General features: G+C 69.8%; 16 protein-coding genes and 1 pseudogene. 7 read left to right on the top strand and 10 right to left on the bottom strand.

Features of this window, described 5'->3' with window-relative positions; genetic code table 11:
- Positions 1 to 6: 6 nt before the first annotated feature.
- Positions 7 to 333, top strand: a complete 327-nt coding sequence (locus ACZ54P_RS36215) for a hypothetical protein (RefSeq protein ID WP_465466125.1) — start codon at positions 7 to 9, stop codon at positions 331 to 333.
- On the opposite strand, the gene ACZ54P_RS36210 is transcribed toward ACZ54P_RS36215, so the two are convergent.
- The 5 genes from ACZ54P_RS36210 to ACZ54P_RS36190 are packed head-to-tail and all read right to left on the bottom strand — an operon-like array spanning position 330 to position 7,280.
- Positions 330 to 1,772: a purine-cytosine permease family protein gene (locus ACZ54P_RS36210; protein WP_465466124.1), complete on the bottom strand. Its 1,443-nt coding sequence runs from the start codon at positions 1,770 to 1,772 to the stop codon at positions 330 to 332. The two genes, ACZ54P_RS36215 and ACZ54P_RS36210, sit on opposite strands and share 4 nt — an antisense overlap.
- Before the next feature lie 25 nt (positions 1,773 to 1,797).
- Positions 1,798 to 3,204: an aminobutyraldehyde dehydrogenase gene (locus ACZ54P_RS36205; RefSeq protein WP_465466123.1), complete on the bottom strand. Its 1,407-nt coding sequence runs from the start codon at positions 3,202 to 3,204 to the stop codon at positions 1,798 to 1,800.
- Positions 3,201 to 4,850: a thiamine pyrophosphate-binding protein gene (locus ACZ54P_RS36200; protein WP_465466122.1), complete on the bottom strand. Its 1,650-nt coding sequence runs from the start codon at positions 4,848 to 4,850 to the stop codon at positions 3,201 to 3,203. The genes ACZ54P_RS36205 and ACZ54P_RS36200 overlap by 4 nt, the downstream gene beginning before the upstream one ends.
- On the bottom strand, positions 4,847 to 5,800 hold the full coding sequence (gene speB / locus ACZ54P_RS36195; protein WP_465466121.1) for an agmatinase: 954 nt from the start codon (positions 5,798 to 5,800) through the stop codon (positions 4,847 to 4,849). Before speB ends, ACZ54P_RS36200 begins: the two co-directional genes overlap by 4 nt.
- A 28-nt stretch (positions 5,801 to 5,828) precedes the next feature.
- Complete coding sequence (locus ACZ54P_RS36190) at positions 5,829 to 7,280, bottom strand: sodium:solute symporter family protein (protein WP_465466120.1); 1,452 nt, start codon at positions 7,278 to 7,280, stop codon at positions 5,829 to 5,831.
- A 110-nt stretch (positions 7,281 to 7,390) separates the two neighbouring features.
- On the opposite strand from ACZ54P_RS36190, the gene ACZ54P_RS36185 reads away from it, so the two are divergent.
- The 4 genes from ACZ54P_RS36185 to ACZ54P_RS36170 all read left to right on the top strand — a co-directional run bounded on the left by ACZ54P_RS36185 (position 7,391) and on the right by ACZ54P_RS36170 (position 11,634).
- On the top strand, positions 7,391 to 8,875 hold the full coding sequence (locus ACZ54P_RS36185) for a PucR family transcriptional regulator (RefSeq protein WP_465466119.1): 1,485 nt from the start codon (positions 7,391 to 7,393) through the stop codon (positions 8,873 to 8,875).
- A 109-nt stretch (positions 8,876 to 8,984) separates the two neighbouring features.
- Positions 8,985 to 9,662: a response regulator transcription factor gene (locus ACZ54P_RS36180; protein WP_185927010.1), complete on the top strand. Its 678-nt coding sequence runs from the start codon at positions 8,985 to 8,987 to the stop codon at positions 9,660 to 9,662.
- Positions 9,659 to 10,786 carry a sensor histidine kinase gene (locus ACZ54P_RS36175; protein WP_465466118.1) on the top strand — a complete coding sequence of 376 codons (1,128 nt, stop codon included), beginning with the start codon at positions 9,659 to 9,661 and terminating at the stop codon, positions 10,784 to 10,786. Before ACZ54P_RS36180 ends, ACZ54P_RS36175 begins: the two co-directional genes overlap by 4 nt.
- A 26-nt stretch (positions 10,787 to 10,812) precedes the next feature.
- Positions 10,813 to 11,634: an aldo/keto reductase gene (locus tag ACZ54P_RS36170; RefSeq protein ID WP_465466117.1), complete on the top strand. Its 822-nt coding sequence runs from the start codon at positions 10,813 to 10,815 to the stop codon at positions 11,632 to 11,634.
- Between the two features lie 26 nt (positions 11,635 to 11,660).
- On the opposite strand, the gene ACZ54P_RS36165 is transcribed toward ACZ54P_RS36170, so the two are convergent.
- Positions 11,661 to 12,734, bottom strand: a complete 1,074-nt coding sequence (locus ACZ54P_RS36165; protein ID WP_465466116.1) for an alpha/beta hydrolase — start codon at positions 12,732 to 12,734, stop codon at positions 11,661 to 11,663.
- A gap of 15 nt (positions 12,735 to 12,749) precedes the next feature.
- Entirely contained in the window at positions 12,750 to 14,357 is a 1,608-nt protein-coding gene (locus ACZ54P_RS36160) for a PHP domain-containing protein (RefSeq protein WP_465466115.1), read from the bottom strand.
- 78 nt (positions 14,358 to 14,435) lie between these two features.
- Between ACZ54P_RS36160 and ACZ54P_RS36155 the strand changes: the two genes are divergently transcribed.
- On the top strand, positions 14,436 to 14,993 hold the full coding sequence (locus ACZ54P_RS36155; RefSeq protein ID WP_465466114.1) for a permease-like cell division protein FtsX: 558 nt from the start codon (positions 14,436 to 14,438) through the stop codon (positions 14,991 to 14,993).
- A 45-nt stretch (positions 14,994 to 15,038) separates the two neighbouring features.
- On the opposite strand, the gene ACZ54P_RS36150 is transcribed toward ACZ54P_RS36155, so the two are convergent.
- From ACZ54P_RS36150 to ACZ54P_RS36140, 3 genes and pseudogenes are all read right to left on the bottom strand, one after another.
- Positions 15,039 to 15,224, bottom strand: a complete 186-nt coding sequence (locus tag ACZ54P_RS36150; RefSeq protein ID WP_465466113.1) for a hypothetical protein — start codon at positions 15,222 to 15,224, stop codon at positions 15,039 to 15,041.
- Positions 15,225 to 15,379: 155 nt separating this feature from the next.
- Positions 15,380 to 17,491 (bottom strand): 3-hydroxyacyl-CoA dehydrogenase NAD-binding domain-containing protein, encoded by a 2,112-nt coding sequence (locus ACZ54P_RS36145; protein ID WP_465466112.1) that lies wholly within the window; start codon positions 17,489 to 17,491, stop codon positions 15,380 to 15,382.
- Positions 17,491 to 18,644: pseudogene (locus tag ACZ54P_RS36140) on the bottom strand (thiolase family protein). Before ACZ54P_RS36140 ends, ACZ54P_RS36145 begins: the two are co-directional and overlap by 1 nt.
- Positions 18,645 to 18,837: 193 nt before the next feature.
- Here ACZ54P_RS36140 and bla point away from each other — a divergent pair.
- Entirely contained in the window at positions 18,838 to 19,761 is a 924-nt protein-coding gene (gene bla, locus ACZ54P_RS36135) for a class A beta-lactamase (protein ID WP_465466111.1), read from the top strand.
- Positions 19,762 to 19,929: the final 168 nt, after the last annotated feature.

The raw sequence follows: 19,929 nt of genomic DNA, 5'->3' as shown, positions 1-19,929 counted from the left end.
CAGACGGTGGCCTCGCCGCTCGTACTCCAGCACCACCTCGGCCCGCTGCGCGGCCTTCACGCCCAGGAACCGCAACGGGGTGGCGGCGGAAGCGGCGGGCGCGGTGACGCCCACGAGACCGCTGAACAAGGTTGGAGCACGCAGAAAGTTCAGCGTCGCACGACGACCTCCCGGATAGCGGCCGACGTCATCCTGAAGGCCGTCCGGGCCCGGCGCCCGAAGACCCGCTACGCCGCCGGATTCGGGGCGAAGCCGATCCTGTTCGTGCGCCGGGTGCTCCCGGACCGTGCCTTCGACGCGTTGTTCCTCGGGGCCCTGCGCCGCTTCGCCTAGACCGCGACGGCAGGTTCCGCGACAGGTTCCGAGTACGCGTAGACCTCTCGCGGCTCAGGGAAGAGCTTGACGAGCAAGGGATACGCGATCGCCGCCGTGCACAGCGTCACCACCATGCTGACGTCGACACCGCCCGCGATGTCTTTGAACGGCCCGGCGATCATCGGGGTGTTGGCGGTCAGCAGGCCCAGCGTCGTCGCCGGGATCCACGCGGCCATCGCGCGCCAGTTCACGCCGCGGGTGAACCAATAGCGGCCGCCCTTGCGGCCCTGGTTGAACACCTGGAGGTCGTCCGGGTCGTAGAACCCGCGCCGCAACACGAAGCCGATCATCATGATCACCATCCACGGCGAGGTGCACAGCACGATCAGCGTGGCGAAGGCGTTGATGCTGGAGACCATGTCCAGTACGAAATTGCCGACGAAGATGAACACGACGCTGAGCGAGCCGATCAGCAGGGTCGCCTGGACCCGGCTCAGCTTCACGAAGATGGAACTGAAGTCCAGCCCGGTCCCGTAGAGCGATGTCGTGCCGGTGGACAGCCCGCCGATCAGTGCGACCACGATCAGCGGGATCGCGTACCAGAGCGGGGAGATCGCGGTCAGGCCGGTGATGTAGTCGGTCGGATCCGCGACCAGTGTCGCGGTGGCGATGCCGAAGCCGAACGGCAGCAACGTCGCCACCTGCGCCAGGAACGGTGCGGCCAGCAGGGAACGGCGGCTGTGGCGCGCGGGGATGTAGCGCGTCCAGTCGCCGAGGAAGGCACCGAACGAGATCGGGTTCGCCATCGTGGTGAGCGCGGCCAGGATCCAGGTGGGCCAGAAGTCCCCGAGGGCGTAGACGCCGGTGCCGGCGAAACCGGGGTCGAAGGTGCCGCCGTAGGCCACGATCCCGAGCAGCATGATCGCCGTGCCCAGTACGACGGCGACCCGGTTCACCAGCAGCATGAACCGGTAGCCGTAGATGCACACCACCAGCGTCGCGATCGCGATGACGCCGTACGCGACGCCACGGAGCACCTCACCGCCGTCGAAGCCGAAAAGCCGTTGTGCCGCACCGGTGACGGCGTCACCGCTCACCCAGACCGAGATGGCGAAGAACGTGATCGCCGTCAGCAGGGAGAGAAAGGAACCGACACAACGGCCGACGACACCGAAATGCGCGCCCGAGGAGACGGCGTTGTTGGTCCGGGTGAGCGGGCCGAACAACGACATCGGCGAGAGCACGAGCGCGCCGACGACGACGCCCGCGACGGTGGCCGCCACGGCGGCCCAGAAGCTTAGGCCGAAGGCGATCGGGAGCGTCCCGAGGATGATGGTGGCGAAGGTGTTCGCGCCGCCGAACGCCATGCGGAACAGGTCGCGGGGCCGCGACGTCTGTTCCTCCGGCGGGATCGGCGCGATACCGTGCTGCTCGACTTCGGTGATCTTCTCACCCATGGGGACCTCCAAATACGAAACCCGGTCAGGCGAAGCGGGTCATGACGTGCTTCACGCGGGTGTACTCGGCGAAGGAGTAGGACGAGAGGTCCTTTCCGTGGCCCGAGTGCCCGAAGCCGCCGTGGGGCATTTCGGCGACCAGCGGCCCGTGGGTGTTGACCCAGACGCAGCCGAAGTCGAGTTCACCCGAGACGCGGGTCGCGCGTGCCAGGTCGTTGGTCCAGATCGACGACGCCAGCCCGTAAGGGACGCCGTTGGCCAGGCGCACCGCCTCGTCCTCGTCCACAAAGGACTGGACGGTGATGACGGGGCCGAAGATCTCCTCCTGAACGATTTCGTCGTCCTGCTTCAGGCCCGAGATCACGGTGGGGGAGAAGAAGAAACCGCGGTCACCGGCGGGTGTGCCGCCGGTTTCCACGCGGGCGTGCGACGGCAGCCGCTCGACGAGGCCCCGTACGCGGCCGAACTGGGCCTCGCTGTTGAGCGGGCCGAAGTCCCGGCCGGGTGCCTGCGCGGCGGCGGCCTTGGCCAGTTCCGCGACGAACTCGTCGTGGATGGCCGCGTCCACCAGCACCCGGCTGCCCGCGGTGCAGTCCTGCCCGGCGTTGTAGAAGGCCGCGCCGACGATGCCTTCCGCCGTCTCGGCCAGGTCCACGTCACCGAAGACCAGCAGCGGCGCGTTCCCGCCCAGTTCCAGGTGCGTGCGCTTGAGGTCGGCCGCCGCGACGGTGGCGACGTCGATGCCCGCGCGGGTCGATCCGGTGATCGACACCAATTCGGTGATCGGATGCTTGACCAGTGCGCGTCCGGTGTCGCGGTCGCCGCACAGCACGTTGAAGGCGCCCTGCGGCAAGAACTCCGCCGCGACCTTCGCCAGCAGCACGGCCGTCGACGGTGTGGTCTCGGCGGGCTTCAGCACGACGGTGTTCCCGGCGGCCAGCGCCGGGGCGATCTTCCAGACACCCATCATCAGCGGGTAGTTCCACGGCGCGATCTGCGCGCAGACACCGACCGGCTCCCGGCGGATCGCCGAGGTGTGCCCCGGCAGATACTCCTTGGACGCGGTGCCTTCGAGCTGCCGTGCCGCGCCGGCGAAGAACCGCAGCGCGCTGACACACTCCGGGATCTCCTCGTCCAGCACGACGGCCCGGATCTTCCCGGTCTCCCGGATTTCGAGGTCGGCGAACTCCTCCGCGCGGGTCTCCACCGCGTCGGCGATCTTCAGCAGCGCGAGCTGACGCTGGGCGGGCGTGCTCTTGCGCCACACCTTGAACGCGCGGTCGGCGGCCGCCAACGCGGCGTCCACATCGGACTGTTCGGACAGGACGCTGGTGCCGAAGACCTCGCCGGTCGCGGGGTCCACCAGGTCGAGCGTCCGCGAGCCCGCCGCCGGTACCTCGGTGCCGTCGACGAAGTTCAGGACCTGAGTCATTTCTTCTCCAGGTGGGTCGGCTCGAACATTTTCAGCAAAGCGGGGAGGACGACCACGGACGGCCCGGACGCGCCCAGCGCGTCGGCGAGATCCTTTCCGACGATGTCCAAAGAGGACACCGTGACGGGGACGCCGAAAGAGCGCGCCAGCGCGGCGAAATCGGGCCGCGTCAGTTCGGTGGCGGTGGACTGCCCGAAGGTGCTGGTCAGGTATTCGCGCAGGATGCCGTAACCGCCGTCGTCGATGACGAGCCACGTGACGTCGAGTCCGTGCTGGATCGCGGTGGCGAGTTCGGCGATGCCGTACATCGCGCCGCCGTCGCCGGACACCGCCAGCACCGGGCCGCCGGTCGCGGCCGCGCCGCCGAGCGCGCCGGGCAGACCGTAGCCGAGCCCTCCCGCCCCCTGCGCGGTGTGGATCGGCGCGCCATCGGGGTTCCACGCCGACCAGGCCCAGTAGGCCGCGATCGTCATGTCCCAGAACGTCTGTGTGCCTTCGGGCACCGCCGCCCGGATGTCGTCGATCAGCTTGCGTTCGACATCGACGGGCTGGGCGTCGAGGCGTTCGCGCACCTTGGCCAGCAGCTCCGCCACCGCGGCTTCGGCGGCACCGTCGGCCTGGCGGAACGGCACCTGCTCCAGAAGTCCCTGCAGGACAAGGCGGACGTCGGCGTGGATACCCAGTGCCGGGTAGTTCGACTCCAGCTTCCCGAGATCGGCCTCGACCTGGATCATCCGGCCGCGCGGGGCGAACTCGCGGTAGTTGCTGGACAGCTCGCCCAGCCCGGACCCCAGGACCAGCAGCACATCCGCGTCCGCGAGGAATTCGGTGCTGTGCCAGTCTTCGATCCAGGATTGGCCGGAGAGTTCGTGGTCCCAGCCGAAGACGCCCTTCCCGCCGAAGGTCGACAACACCGGCGCGCGCAACGCCTCGGCGAGGGCCTTCAACTCGGCGTGGGCACCCGAGCGCAGCGCGCCGCCACCGGCCAGGATCACCGGATTCTTCGCCCTGCCCAGGAGATCCGCGGCCTCGGTGAGCAGTTCCGGCAACGGCGCGAGCGGAGCGGGCTGTGCGGTCACCGACGTGATCCGCGGCAGTTCCGTCGGTGCCAGCAGGATGTCCTGCGGGATCTCGACCCACACCGGGCCGTACGGCGCTGTCGCCGCCGACTCCCAGGCCTCGCGCAGCGCCGTCGGAAGCTGGCTCACGGTCCGCACCACGTGCACCGACTTCACGACGTCACGGAAGCTGGCCTGCTGATCGGGCAGTTCGTGCAGGTAGCCGTGCCGTCCGCCGCCGAGTCCGGCGACCGGGATCTGGCTGGAGATCCCGAGCACCGGTACCGACGCCGCCCGGGATTCCTGCAGGGAAGCCAAAGTCAGCAGCGCGCCGGGCCCGGTCGACACGATCATCGGGGTCACCGGGACCGGGCCGTCGGGGTCCGCCGCCAGCCGGGCGCGGGCGTGCCCGTCGGCCGCGAACGCCAGGTTGTTCTCCACCCGTGAGCTGATCACCCGCAGGTCGTCCGTGCGCCGCAGCGCCTCGAACAGGCCGAGCGCGTGCTGGCCCGGCAGGCCGAAGACGGTGTCCGCACCGAGCGCGCGAAGCGTTTCGACGACGACGTCGCCGCCTATCCGTTGTGTCATTCGCTCTTTCCCAGGCTGAGCAGGCTCACCAGGTCGTAGGCGACGTGGGAGGCCGCGATGGCGGTGATCTCGGCGTGATCGTAAGCCGGGGCCAGCTCCACCACATCCGCGCCGATGAGGTTGCAGTCCCGCAGGCCGCGCAGGATCTCCAGCAGTTCGCGGCTGGTCATGCCGCCCGCTTCGGGGGTGCCGGTCCCCGGCGCGTGCGCGGGGTCGAGCACGTCGATGTCGACGGAGATGTAGAGCGGGCGGCCGCCGATGCGCTGGCGCAGCGCGTCGACGGTCTCGGCCACCCCGCGGCGCATGACGTCGCCGGAGGTGACGATGCCGAATCCGAGGCGGCGATCCTCTTCCAGATCCCGCTTGCCGTACAGCGGGCCGCGCGTGCCGACGTGGGACAGCGCTTCGGTGTCGAGGATCCCTTCCTCGGACGCCCGCCGGAACGGGGTGCCGTGGGTGTACGGCTCGCCGAAGTAGGTGTCCCAGGTGTCGAGGTGCGCGTCGAAGTGCAGCAGCGCCACCGGACCGTGCTTCTTCGCCGCCGCGCGCAGCAGCGGCAACGCGATCGTGTGGTCGCCGCCGACGGTCACCAGGCGCGTCCCGTTCGCGGTCAGCGCCTCGGCCTCGTCCTGCAGGGTCTCGATCGCCTCCCCGATGTTGAACGGGTTGAGCGCGATGTCACCGGCGTCCACCACCTGCGTTGCGGCGAACGGTGAGACGTCGAGTTCCGGGTGGTACGGGCGAAGGAGCCTGCTGGCCTCACGGAGCGCGGCGGGGCCGAACCGCGCGCCGGGGCGGTAGGACACCCCGGCGTCGAACGGCACCCCGACGACGGCGACGTCGGCACGCTCGACCTGATCGAGCCGCGGCAGCCTCGCGAAGGTCGCGAAACCGGCGAACCGGGGCACCTTGGAAGAGTCGACGGGTCCGATCGGGGTCTGCTCAGGCACTGTGTCTCCTTCTTGGGGTGTAAGGGTTTCAGGACTTCGAAGCGGCGAGTTTCGCCTCTTCTTCTTCGGCGACCGCGCTGCCGTTCAGGCGGCGGGTCCACACGGTGAGAATCTCGTCGGAGGTGCGCGGGGTCAGGAAGCTGACCACCAGGTACACCGCGAGACTGGAACCGAGCCCCCAGTAGATCGGACTGTTCGCCTCGACGCCGTCGACGAACATGAACGCGATGACCACGACCGTGCCGACGACCATCGACGCGAGCGCGCCCTGGCGGGTACCGCGTTTCCAGGCCAGTCCGCCGATGATCGCGACCAGCAGGCCGCCGACGAGGATGTCGTAGGCGATGGTCAGCGCGTTGACCACGTCGTCGACGACCATCGCGATGCCGATCGCGACGACACCGAGGACCAGCGTGGTGACGCGGTTCCTGGTGACCTCGTTGACGGCCTTCTTGAGCCCCAGCTTGGAAAGCAGGTCCGAGGTGCTGACCGTGGAGCAGGCGATGAGTGCGCCGCTCGCGGTCGACATCATCGCCGACAACGCCGCCGCGAGCACCAGGCCGCGGATCCCGGCGGGCAGTTGCTGCTCGACGATGGTGGCGAACGCGTCCTGCGCGCTGGCGAGGTTCGGGTACAGCGTCTTGGCCGCGGTGCCGATCAGCGCGCCGGCGAGGCCGTAGACCAGGCAGTAGACACCGGAGATGACGCCGCCACCGGTGGCGATCCCCGGGGTGCGGGCGGTGAACACGCGCTGCCAGATGTCCTGGCCGATCAGCAGCCCGAAGCTGTAGATGAGGAAGTAGGTGAGGATCGTGTCGCCGCCGATGGCGGTCAGCTCGAAGTAGCTCTCGTCCAGCCGCGCGGCCATCCCGTCGAAGCCACCCGCCGAGACGATCGAGACCGGCAGCAGGATGAAGAGGATGCCGATGGTCTTGATGACGAACTGGACGATGTCGGTCAGCGTGATCGACCACATGCCGCCGAGCACCGAGTAGAGCACCACGATCGAGCCGCCGATGGCGATGCCCGCCCAGCTGGGGACGTCGAAGAGGACCTTGAAGATGGTGGCGAACGCCAGCGTCGAGGTGACGGTCAGCATCAGCGTGTACGCCCACATGACGACACCGGAGATGGCGCTGGTGGAACCGCCGTAGCGCAGGTCGAGCATCTCGCCGACGGTGTAGACGCGCAGCCTCACCAGCCGCCGCGCGAACAGCGTGTGCAGGACCAGGATGCCGACGCCGATCGCGATCACGAGCCAGGCGCCGGAGATGCCGTAGGTGTAGCCGAGTTTCACACCGCCGACCGTCGAAGCGCCGCCGAGGACGACCGCGGACATCGTGCCCGAGTACATGAACCAGCCGAGGCGGCGGCCCGCGACCAGGTAGTCGGATTTGGTCTTGGCCAGGCGCAGACCGAACCAGCCGACCCCGATCATGCCCGCTATGTAGAGCGCGATCACCGCGTAGTCACCGGCCACGGTGTCCTCCTTGCCTTGGGCTGTTCGCTTCGTTCGGGTCACCGTAGGGTCGTTCGCCCGGTGAACGACATGGGATGATCCAGCCAAGGTTGCAGACAGGTGAGGATGAAATGACCCAAACCCCCGATCCGCTCGGCTCCGAGGTGAATGTCCCGTTACGGGCCGTGGTCGGCAACCCGGATCTGGCACTCGACCCGGTCGTGGAGACGCTGCGGCCGGAAGCGCTCGACGCCCCGGTGCGCTGGGCCCATGTCAGCGAGTTGCGCGACCCCGCGCCGTACCTGCTCGGCGCGGAGCTGCTGCTGACCGCCGGGGTGAACCTTCCGGTGGAACCCGCCGAGATCGACCGCTACGTCCGGCGGCTGGCCGGCAGCGGGATCTCCGCGCTGGGATTCGGGCTCACGCCCGGCACGCACGAGACGCTGCCGCCGCCGTTGCGGTCGGCGTGCGCGCGGCACGGACTGCCGCTGCTGATCGTCCCGCCGCGGACGCCCTTCCTGGCGATCAGCCGGGCGGTGTCGGTCGCGCTGGCGGAGGCGGGACAGCGGGAGCAGCGGCGGATCGCGGCCGCCCGCGAGGCGCTGACCAGAGCGGCCGGTGAGGGACTCGGCGAACTGGCGAGCGCGCTGGCCGGGCGGCTACGGGCGTGGGTGGCGCTGGTCGGCGTCGGCGACGTCCTCGCCGCCGATCACGGAGCGCCGTCACCGTTGCCGCCGGAGATCGGGGAGCTGCTCGCCACGTTGCGGTCGGGCCGGGGCATCCGCAGCGCGACCACGGAACTGGCCGACGGCACGCACGTCGTCGCGCAACCGGTGTACCCGCAGGCGACGGCGTCGCATCTGGTCGTGGTCGGCCGCGCCGCCCGGTTCGACGGCGCGGACCGCTCGATCCTCTCGGTCGGGGCGGCGCTGCTCGGACTGGCGGGCCGAGCGGGTTCGGACGCGGCCGGACTGGGCGCCACCGCGACCGCGTTGCTGCTGGGCGAAACCGGCGTGCTCGGCGCGGACGAACGCCGCCTGGTCGCCGGGATCGCCTACCGCCGGGGGCCGAACGAGGTCGCCGCGCGTTACGACTGGCTGCGCGCGCGGCTCGACACCCCGCTGGTACGGCTGCTGCCCGGACCGCGCTTCACCGCGATCGTGGGTGAGGCGCCCGACATCGAGGACCTCGACCGGCTCCGTGCCGATGGCTGGCTCGCGGTGGTGAGTTCGCCTGTTCCGCCCGAGCGGCTCCGCGCGGCGGCCACCGAGGTGGAGTCGCTGCTGCGGCGGGCCGCCGCACTGGAACGGCCGGTGGTGGCGGAGGCGTCCGGGCTCGGCCTGGACGCGCTGATCGCCCCGGACGCGGCGGCCGGATTCGCCGCCCAAGCGCTGGCGCCGCTGCGCGAACTCGATGAGAAAGGTGACCGCGAACTGGTCGACACGCTGCGGACCTGGCTCGCGCACCACGGCGGCTGGGACCGGACGGCCGCCGAACTGGGGGTGCACCGCAACAGCGTCCGGCACCGGATCGGCCAGATCGAACGGGCGCTGGGGGTGGACCTGGCGGATCCGGAGGTCCGGATGCGCCTCTGGTTCGCGTTGCGCTGGGCGTAAGGGTGCGGGTGAGCGTTGCGGCTCGTGAGTGGTAATGACGGTTAGAACCGTCATTACCACTCACGAGTCCAATAAGGTCACTCTCAGGTAAATGTGGCAACGTGGGCTCGTGCGAATACTGGTAGTCGAAGACGAAGAACCCCTCGCCGACGCGATCGCACGCGGCCTGCGGCGCGAGGGGATGGCGGTGGACATCGCGCTCACCGGGGACGACGGGCACGAGAAGGCCGCCGTCACCCGGTATGACGTCGTACTGCTCGACCGCGACCTGCCCGGCATGTCCGGTGACGACCTGTGCCGCGAGATCGTCGCGTCCGGCGAGCTGACCCGCGTGCTGATGCTGACCGCGAGCAGTTCCGTGTCGGACCGTGTCGACGGGCTTTCCCTCGGTGCCGACGACTATCTCGCCAAGCCGTTCGCGTTCCCCGAACTGGTCGCGCGGGTGCGGGCGCTGGGCCGTCGCGCGACCCCGGCCGCGCCGCCGTTGCTGACCTCGGGCGACGTCGAACTGGATCCGGCGCGGCGGACCGTCCGCCGCGCGAGCGGGCCGATCGAGCTGACCCGCAAGGAGTTCGGCGTGCTGGAGGTGCTGCTGTCGGCCGCCGGTTCGGTGGTCAGCAGCGAGGAACTGCTCGAACGCGTGTGGGACGAGAACGCCGATCCGTTCACCACCACCGTCCGGGTCACCGTGATGACGTTGCGGAAGAAACTCGGCGAGCCGGGGATCATCGAGACGGTCGTCGGCTCCGGGTATCGCGTGCCGGAGCAGGGGACCGCACGCGGGTGAACCGGTCCGGCGCCCGTAGCCTGCGTGCGCGGGTCACGCTGCTCGCGACCGGGCTGGTGGCGCTGGTCAGCCTCCTGTTGCTCTGGCTGACCTGGAATCTGGTCGGCGACGCGGTCTCCGCCGTTCCGCGACTGCCGCCGGGTACCACGGTGCGGGTCGACGGGATCGAGGTCGACGCCTCCGCCGTCACCGAGCATCTGCGGGTGTACTCCCGGAACCGGGTGCTGCTGTTCGGCGCGGTCGCGTTCTGTTTCGTCGTGCTGGCGGCGGGGATCCTCGCGTGGACGTTCACCGCGCGGGTCCTGCGGCCGCTGCGTGAGATCACCGGCACGGCGAGGCGTCTGTCGATCGAGTCGATGGGGGAGCGGATCGGTGAGGTCCGCACCAAGGACGAACTCGCCGAACTGGCCGAGACCTTCGACGACATGCTCGACCGGCTGCAGGCCGCGTTCGACGCGCAACGGCATTTCGTCGCGAACGCCAGCCACGAACTGCGGACGCCGCTCGCGGTCATCCGCACCGAACTCGACGTCACCCTGTCCGACGAGAACGCCGACGAAGCCGAACTGCGGCGGATGGCCGAGGTGGTCCGCGACGCGACCGAACGGGCCGAGCGGCTGGTCGGCTCGCTGCTGCTGCTCGCGCGCACGGACGGGGCGGGATTGGCGGCCAGGGAACCGGTCGATCTCGCGGTGATCGTCGCGAGTGCTTGGCGGGCGGTGCGGGCCGAAGCGGAGAAACGCGGTATCCGCGCCGAATTCGCCACCCCCGGCGCGCCGACGTTCGGTGATCCCGCGCTGCTGGAACGGATCGCGGGCAACCTGCTGGAGAACGCGGTGCGGCACAACGTCGACGGCGGCTGGCTGGACGTCGTCACCCAGGCCGGTCCACAGTGGTCGGTGCTGCGGGTGCGTTCGTCCGGCGGCCTGCTCGACCCGGCCGCGGTACCCGAGCTGTTCGAACCGTTCCGCCGCGCGGGCGTCGCGCGGACCGCCCGCACCGGCGCCGGGCTGGGGCTGTCGATCGTGCGGGCCGCCGTCGACGCCCACGGTGGCACGGTGTCCGCGGAACCCGTTGTGGGCGGCGGTCTTTCGGTGACCGTCCACCTGCCCGCCCTGCCTTGACCCGCCGCCGGGGTTACGGTTCAAGGATGGTCCCCACTATCAGGTTGAACAATGGAACGTCCCTGCCCCAGCTCGGCTTCGGGGTGTACAAGATCGGTGACGACGAGGTCGTCGGCGCGGTCCGCACCGCTATCGAGGCCGGTTACCGCGCCATCGACACGGCGACCCTGTACGCCAACGAGCGGGGTGTCGGCGAGGCCGTCCGCAGCAGCGGGCTGCCGCGGGAAGAACTGTTCGTCACCACGAAACTGTGGAACACCGAACACGGCTACGACTCGGCGTTGCGCGCCTTCGACACCAGCCTTCGCGAACTCGGTCTCGAGTATGTCGATCTGTACCTGATCCACTGGCCGCTTCCAGCACAGGACAAGTACGTGGAAACGTGGCGGGCGCTGGAAAAGATCGCCTCCGACGGCCGGGCGAAGGCGATCGGCGTCTCGAACTTCCAGATCCCGCATCTGGAGCGGCTGATCGAGGAGACCGGGACGGTGCCGGCGGTGAACCAGATCGAGTGCCATCCGTGGCTGCAGCAGCCGCTGCTCCGGAATTTCCACGAGAAGCACGAGATCGTCACCGAGGCATGGGGTCCGCTGGCGCGCGGCGGGGACCTGCTCAGCGACGAGAAGATCACCACGATCGCGAAAAAGCACGGCAAGACACCGGCGCAGGTCGTGCTGCGCTGGCATATCGAGATGAACCACCTGGTGATCCCGAAGTCCGTGACGCCGCAGCGGATCGCGGAGAACATGGATGTCTTCGACTTCGCGCTCGACGCGCATGACGGCGCCGCGATCGCGACCTTGGAGCAGGGGAAGCGGCTGGGGCCGGACCCGGACACGCTTTCTTGAGCTCCTCGCTCACCGCGTTCAGTCCTCTAAACGCGGTGAGCGAGGGCCAATCCCGCGCGGAGGACCCCGGCCGCGTGCAGCAGGGCTTGCCGGGCCGACGGATCGACCCCCGCCCGGCTCGCGAATCCGTGCAGCTGCCCGGGATGCCTCCGGTGGATCACCGGGACACCGGCGTCGGCCAGTTTCCGGGCGTAGGCCTCCCCTTCGTCACGCAAGGGATCGAAGCCCGACGTCGCGATGTAGGTGGGCGGCAGGCCCGCGACGTGTTCGTCGTACAGCACCGACGCGCGCGGGTCGCGGTAAAGCGCCTCGTCGGAGAGGTAGCGGTCGCGGTACCAAGCACGTTCCTCGGTGTCGAGCCGGAACCCGAGGCCGAACAGTTCATGGGATGGATGCGTGCCGAACGCGTCGGTCGCCGGGTTCAGCAGGAGGCTGAACACGGGCCGCTCGACCTCGCCGCGGGCGCCCGCGTGCGCGACGACGGCGGCGAGGTTGCCGCCGGAACTGTCCCCGCCGACAGCGAGCCGTGCCGGGTCGAGGCCGTAGCGGCCGGCGTTCGCGTGGATATGGGCGAAGGCGGCGATGCCGTCCTCGACGGCGGCGGGGAACGGGTGTTCCGGAGCGAGCCGGTAGTCGACCGAGACCACCCGCATCCCGGCCTCTTCGGCGAGGTAGCGGCACGCTCCCTCATGGGTCTCGATCCCGCCGAGCACGAAGCCGCCGCCGTGGAAGAACATCAGCGCCGGACCCGGCGAGGCGGTGTCCGCCGGTACGTAGAGCCGGATCCGCACCGGCCCGGCGGGACCGGTGAAGACGTGATCGGACTGGCGGACGTCCCCGCCGATGCCGGCGCCCGCCAGCTCCCCGGCCTGGTTCAGTTCGGCCCGCGCCCGTCCGACGCTCCCGTTGCGGTGCGGATAGTCGAACGGCGCCAATTTGGACATTTTGATCAGCACCTGCGAACTGGTCGCCAGCCGCTGCCCGTCCAGGCGGACGGGGCGGCCGGCGACCAGACGCAGCAGAGGTTCGGGAAGACCGAGCAGGAACCGGAGGGCGGCCATGAGCGAACGCACGAGCAGTCTCCTGCTCAGTGAAAGCATGGGCGAACCCTACGCCTACCGGACGTCCACGAAGACCGGATTGCCGTAGAGCCACAGGTCCTCGAACGGGTTGGATCGCCCGATGACGTCGGCGCTCGGCTCGATGCCGCCGGGCACGTGTTTCTGGCCGTCCGTGCCGCGGGTCCGCACGAAGAACGACTCACGCACGTCGCGGAAGGTGTGCCGGAAGGCGACCCGCCGCCCGGGCGCCCATCGCGGTTCGAAGGACCGCGCCACCCGGGTGCCGGGAGCCGTCTGGGTGTCGGGGTCGGCCGCGGGGCCGGTGACCGGTCGCGCGATGAGATCGAGCCGGGCGAGCCGGGGGATCGCGCCGCCGCCGTTCGGCCGGGCCGCGAGCCGCGCCGAGACCACGACCGTGACGTCGTCCCCGCGCCGGACACGCAGCCTTCCGCCCATGGTGGCCGAGCTCCAGCCGCTGTACGCGCCGAACTCCAGTTCCTGTGCCAGCCCGCCGTGGACCACCCAGACGCGGCCGGCGCGCAGACCCTCCAGCACCCCTTCGTGGCTCTTGCGGGTCACGCCGACGACGGTCCGGCTGAACTCGGCGGGGGCGAAGTCCGCGTACGGGGGCAGAGTCTGCGGGACGCCGGTGTCGATCGGGTCCGGGTAGTTGCCGTGCTCGTCGTAGTACCCGTCGGGGACGCCGGGCCGCACGAGCGTGTCACCGCGGTTGTAGTGGGAGTCGGAGTTGCTGGTGATCCACCACGGCTTTCCTTCGGCGAGCAGGGAATCCCACAGCCCGCCGACGGTCGCGGTGCTCCAGTCGAAGCCGCCGTAGGTGCGGTAGGCCGCCTCCGGGAAGCCCGGCCACGAGTTCGAGCCGGGGGAGTTGCCATACCCGCCACGTGCGCCACCGCCGCTCCCGAGCGGTTTCGGGAAACCGTCGGCCTGCGCGCCCGGCGCGCCTTCCATCCCGATGACGATGCCGGGCGCGGCGTCACGCAGCGCCCGGATCTCGTGCGGGGCGATCCGGCCGTTGCGCAGCGGGTGGTTGATCACCACCACCGGCGCGTGGATCCGCCGCGCGCGTTCCTCGTCCGCGAGCCAGCGGATCGCCGCGACGGCCAGTGCCTCGTTCGACGGCGTGCCGGGCTCGGTGCCGGTCAGTCGCCAGTCGAAGGCGCGCTCGAACTCCCGCAGTTTCGCCGCCTGGTCCGCGCCTGCCTGGAAGAACAGCGTCGCGTGCTCGGCGCCCGGCACGTTCCACTCCATGCCCTGCCACAGCAGGAGATCGCGATGCTCGCGCTGCGCCGCCCTGATCGCGGCGTCCGTCCGTTCCACCGAAGACTTCTCGTGCGCGGCATGGCCGTGATCGGTGATCACCGCCCAGTCCGCGCCGTGACGGCGGGCGGCGTCGGCGATTCCGTCCACTGTGTACATCGCGTCGTAGGAGTACTGGGTGTGGATGTGGTGATCGCCCACCAGCCATCGGTAGCGGTCCCGGCCGAAGAGGCGGGCGACATCGATGTCGAGATCGAGGTCCAGGTCGAGGGCGTCCGCCGGTGCGGTGGCGGCGAGCGGCGCGCCCGCGGCCACCGCGGAAACGAGACCCGCGCGCTTGAGGAATCCGCGGCGGTCCACGCCGGGCTTTTCGCTGTTCACCGGCGGCACGCTAGAGAGCCTCGTTGAACGAGCGGTTTCCGGAGGACCAACGCACGGCGCCGTGTGATGATTGTCCCTGTGGACGAACCGAAACGGGCACCCTTGGCGCCACGGCGGTGGCTCTGGGTGGCCGGAGCCGTCGCGCTCCTGGTCCTCGCCGCTGTCGTGACGACGGCCGTCGTCGTCCTGAACCGGGTCACGCCGCCGCCCGCCCCGCCGCCCGCCCCGGCGGCGTTGCCGCGGGACACGGTGCCCGTCCCGCTGGGAAAGCGGGAGTTCTGCGGGATCCATCTGCTCGTTTACCTGGAGACCGACGAAGGCATGACCCTCGTCGCTCAGGCGCTTCGAGACGATCAGAAAGCCCGCCGAGTGCTGACCGAAACCCGGGAACAGGCGTACGAGCGATTCAAGAAGCTCTTCGCGAACAGTCCGGAACTGCTGAAGGTGGTGAGGCCGGAGACCCTCTCGGCGGGCGTGCACCTCGTGCCGGTCGCCGGAACCGATGCCGAAGCCTGGGCGAAAGAGCTGCGACAACGCTTCCCCGAGGCGAAGAAGGTCGACGTGCTCGATCCCGCGCGGATCGCCGAGCAGATGAAGACCCCGCTCCCGCCTTGTCCGCCGGACGGCGAACGCTGAAGACCCGGCTCCCCGAGGATGGCAGGGGGGAGCCGGGCCTCTCGGCTAGAAGTCCCGGTTGGCCGGGCTCACGCCGAAGTCGCGGTTGTCCACTCCGGTGATCCGGACGCTGCCGGTCTCGTCGCCGGTGATGCGGACGCTGTCGTCAGCGCTCGCCACACCCGCTCCGAGCAGCATTCCCAGAACCGCCGCGCCGGCTCCCAGGCCCACGCGCACGACGATGTTCTTCATCGTTTCCTCCCAGTGTTCTCTTCCCCAGTACCTGGAAACCCAGGTGCGGGTGAGTGTTCCGGAAATCGCACGCACGCGCCACAAAGTCGGCGAAATACGCGAAAAGCCACCGTCGGCGATCAGGAGGTCGCCGACGGTGGCTCTTCGGTCGAAGGTCAGGAGAGCGGAACGCTCGCCACACCCGGGGCCAGGAACGGCTTGCCGTTGACCTTTTCGGACACCCCGGCCCGGTCCAGGTACGGCGTGATGCCGCCGAGCCAGAACGGCCAGCCCGCACCGAGGATCAGGCACAGGTCGATGTCCTGCGCCTCGGCGACCACGCCCTCGTCGAGCATGAACCGGATCTCCTCGGCGATCGCGGCCAGCGCGCGGTCACGCACCTGCTCGGACGTCGACGGCGAGTCGCCGCGCTGCCAGAGTTCCGCGACCTCGGGATCGACGGTGGCGTTGCCCTTGTCGTCCCACTGCCAGACGCCCTTCTTGCCCGCCTTGACGAAGCGGTCGAGGTTCTCGCTGACGGTGAACCGTTCCGGGAACGCCTCGTGCAGGGTTTCCCCGACGTGCAGGGCGATCGCCGGGCCGACCAGCTGCATCAGCGTCAGCGGCGTCATCGGCAGGCCCAGCGGTTCGAGTGCCTTGTCCGCGACCTCGAACGGCGTGCCCTCGTCGACGGTCACCAGCACCTCGCCGAGGAACCGCAGCAGCAGCCGGTTGACCACGAACGCGGACGCGTCCTTGACCAGCACACTCGACTTCTTGAGCTGCTTGCCCAGCGCGAACGCGGTGGCCAGGGTGGCGTCGTCGGTCTTCTCCGCGCGGACGATCTCCAGCAGCGGCATCACCGCGACCGGGTTGAAGAAGTGGAACCCGACCACGCGCTCCGGGTGCTTGAGCTGCGACGCCATCGCGGTGATCGACAGCGACGAGGTGTTCGTCGCCAGGATCGCCTCGGGGGAGACGTACTGCTCCAGGTCGGCGAAGACCTTCTGCTTGACGCCCAGTTCCTCGAACACCGCTTCGATCACGAAGTCGGCGTCGGCGAAGGCGGATTTGTCGAGTGAGCCGGTGACGAGTGCCTTCAGCCGGTTGGCGCCGTCCGGCGAGACCCGCTTCTTGGTCAGCAGCTTGTCGATCTCACCGTGCACATAGGACACACCCTTGTCGACCCGTTCCTGGTCGACGTCGGTGAGCACCACCGGCACCTTGAGACGGCGGACGAACAGCAGCGCCATCTGGCTGGCCATCAGGCCCGCGCCGACGATGCCGACCTTGTTCACCTTGCGCGCCAAGGACTTGTCCGGCGCACCGGCCGGCCGCTTCGCCCGCTTGTTGACCAGGTTGAACGAGTACAGCCCGGCGCGCAGCGTGTCGTCCATGAGCAGCTCGGCGAGCCCGTCGGTCTCGGCCGCGTAGCCGCGGTCCAGGTCGTTCTCGCGCGCCAGCTCCAGCAGTTCGACGGCCTTGGTCGCGCCGGGGGACGCACCCTTCGTCCGGCCGTCCACAATGGACTTGGCGCGGGCGATCGCGGCATCCCAGCCCGCCCCGCGGTCGATCTCGCGGCGGGCGGGGGTGAGCTCGCCGTTGACGACCTTCGCCAGCCACAGCAGGGACTGCTCGAGGTAGTCGGCCGAACCGAAGACCTCGTCGACGATGCCGAGCTCCGCCGCCTGCGCGACCTTGAGCATCTTGTTCTGCGCCAGCGCGTTCTCGATGATCACGGTGACCGCGGCGTCCGGCCCGATCAGATTCGGCAGCAGCTGCGTACCGCCCCAGCCCGGGAACAGGCCGAGGAAGACCTCGGGGAACGCGATCGCGGCGGTGTTCTCCGACAGCGTGCGGTAGTGGCAGGAGAGCGCGAGTTCGAGCCCGCCGCCCATCACCGCGCCGTTGATGAACCCGAACGTCGGGATCTCGGTCTCGGTGAGACGGCGGAACACGTCGTGTCCCGTCTGCGCGATTTCCCGCGCCAGCGCGGGATCCGCGACCGCTTCGACGCCGGAAAGATCGGCGCCGACGGCGAAGATGAACGGCTTCCCGGTGACCGCGATCGCCGCGGGACCGGCCGCGAAGGCGGCGTCGATCGCGGCGTTGAGGCTCACCAGACCCTGCGGGCCGAAGGTGTTCGGCCGGGTGTGGTCGTGGCCGTTGTCCAAGGTGATCAGGGCGACCGGCTTGTCCAGGCCGGGCACCTTCACCAGACGCGTGACCGCGTTCGTGACGACCTCGTCGGGGAAGGCGGCTTTCGCCTGCTCAGCGGTGAAAGTCATTACTTCGCCCCCTCGGAGCCGTTGTAGGCCGGGTTCTCCCAGATCACAGTGCCGGGACGCCGGACGACGCGAGCGGGTGACCGCAGGCGATCGCGCCACCCCACTGGTTGACGCGCGGGTCGTCGTCGGCGATGCCGAAGTGGTCGAGGAAGGCGAGCACCTGGACGGCGAACGCCTCGTTGATCTCGAACAGGCCGATGTCGTCGATCGACAGGCCGGTGCGCTTGAACAGCTTCTCGGTGGCCGGCACCGGGCCGATGCCCATGACCTCCGGCTCGACACCGGCGAAGGAGTAGCCGACGAGCCGCATGCCGATCGGCAAGCCGAGTTCGCGGGCGGTGTCCTCGTCGGCGAGCAGTGCGGCGGTGGCGCCGTCGTTGAGGCCGGCCGCGTTGCCCGCCGTGATCCGGCCGTGCGGCCGGAACGGCGTCTTCAGCCCGGCGAGCTGCTCGACCGTGGTACCCGGGCGCGGCGGCTCGTCCTCGGTCGCCAGCCCCCAGCCCAGTTCCTTCGAACGGGTGGCGACCGGGACCAGCTCGGGGCCGATCTTGCCGGTCTTCACGGCTTCGGCGTACTTCTCCTGGCTGCGCGCGGCGTACGCGTCGGTGCGCTGCTTGGTGATCTCGGGGAACCGGTCGTGCAGGTTCTCCGCGGTCTGGCCCATCACGAGCGCCGTCGGGTCGACGAGCTTGTCGGCGATGATGCGCGGGTTCGGGTCGACGCCCTCGCCCATCGGGTGGCGGCCCATGTGCTCGACGCCGCCGGCGATGGCGATGTCGTAGGCGCCGAAGCCGATTCCGCTCGCGGTGGTGGTGACGGCGGTCATCGCACCGGCGCACATGCGGTCCAGCGCGAAACCGGGCACCGACTTCGGCAGGCCCGCCAGCAGCGCGGCGGTGCGGCCGATGGTCAGGCCCTGGTCCCCGATCTGGGTGGTGGCGGCGATCGCCACCTCGTCGACGCGCTCGGGCGGCAGCTCGGGATGCCGCCGCAGCAGTTCACGGATGGCGTTGACGACGAGGTCGTCGGCACGGGTGCCGGCGTACATGCCCTTTTCGCCTGCCTTGCCGAAGGGCGTCCGCACCCCTTCGACGAAGGCGACATTGCGTACCGACCGCGCGTTCGGCGCGAGCGGTGTTGCTCCTGCGGCCACGAATGCTCCTGAAGTAGAGGTAGTCCTGACCGCACCCTAGCCCCGGTTACCCGTCGGTAACCAGGATGGTGGCCCGGTCGAGTGGGGGAAGGCACACTCCCGGGGCATCGGAGGGCAGGGGGTCGGCCGCTTGGCCGATCCGGCGATGGTCAGGAAGTTGCTATGTTCGAGGTGATCAGGGGGAGGGATCACGATGACATCGCCGGGTCCGGCCGTCACCCGTCGTGGGTTGCTGGGGATGGCGGTCCTCGTACCGCTGGCCGCGTGCACTCGAGGGACGCCGCCCGCGCCGTCGTCGGTTCCCGCACCGCCGCCGCCTTCGACCGCTCGGCAGCACCACGACCGATTGCTGGAGCTGGAGAAGAAGTTCGACGCCAGGCTCGGCGTGTACGCGCTCGACAGCGGGAGCGGCGGCACGGTCGAACACCGCGCCGACGAGCGGTTCGCGTTCTGTTCGACGTTCAAAGGGGTCGCGGCCGCCGCGGTCCTGCAGCGCAATCCGTTGTCGCACTTGGAAACCCGGGTCACCTATGCGCGGCGCGACCTGATGAAGCACGCCCCGGTCACCGGGCAGCACGTGGCCACCGGCATGACGATCCGCCAGCTGTGCGACGCCGCCGTCCGGTTCAGCGACGGGACCGCGGGCAACCTGCTGCTGCGAGATCTCGGCGGACCCGCGGAGCTCACGGCCTTCGCCCGTGGCCTCGGGGACACCGTCACGCGGATGGACCGGGTCGAACCGGCGATCACCGAGGCCACCCCCGGCGATCCGCGCGACACCACGACCCCCCGGGCGTTGGGGATCGACTATCAGAAGATCGTCCTGGGCGACGCGCTGACGGCCGACAAACGCGCCTTCCTCCGCGATCTGCTCCAGCGCAACGTCACCGGTGCCCAGCGGATCCGGGCGGGCCTGCCTGCCGGCTGGACCGTGGCCGACAAGACCGGGACCGGTGACTACGGCACGATGAACGACTTCGCGATCGTGTGGCCGCCGGACAAGGCGCCGATGGTCGTGGCGATCATGTCGAGCAAGGCGGCCAAGGACGCCCCCTACGACGAGGCGCTGCTCGCCGAGGCCACGAAGTACGTGATCGAGGCGCTCGCCGTCTCGTGAGTGGCGATTCGGGCTCTGTTGAGGGGTAAGGCAAAGGTGTGGTGGTCGGGAGGGCCTGTGAGACGTTGGGCAGCAGGCTTCGGCACTGGGCGGTGGCGTGCCGAAGGTGTCGCGAAAGCCACTTTCGGGACATCACATGTCCTGAAAGTGGCTTTCGCGACACGAGCA

Source organism: Amycolatopsis sp. NPDC034160 (genome assembly GCF_055575355.1).
This window is presented reverse-complemented; position numbering and strand designations above follow the sequence as displayed.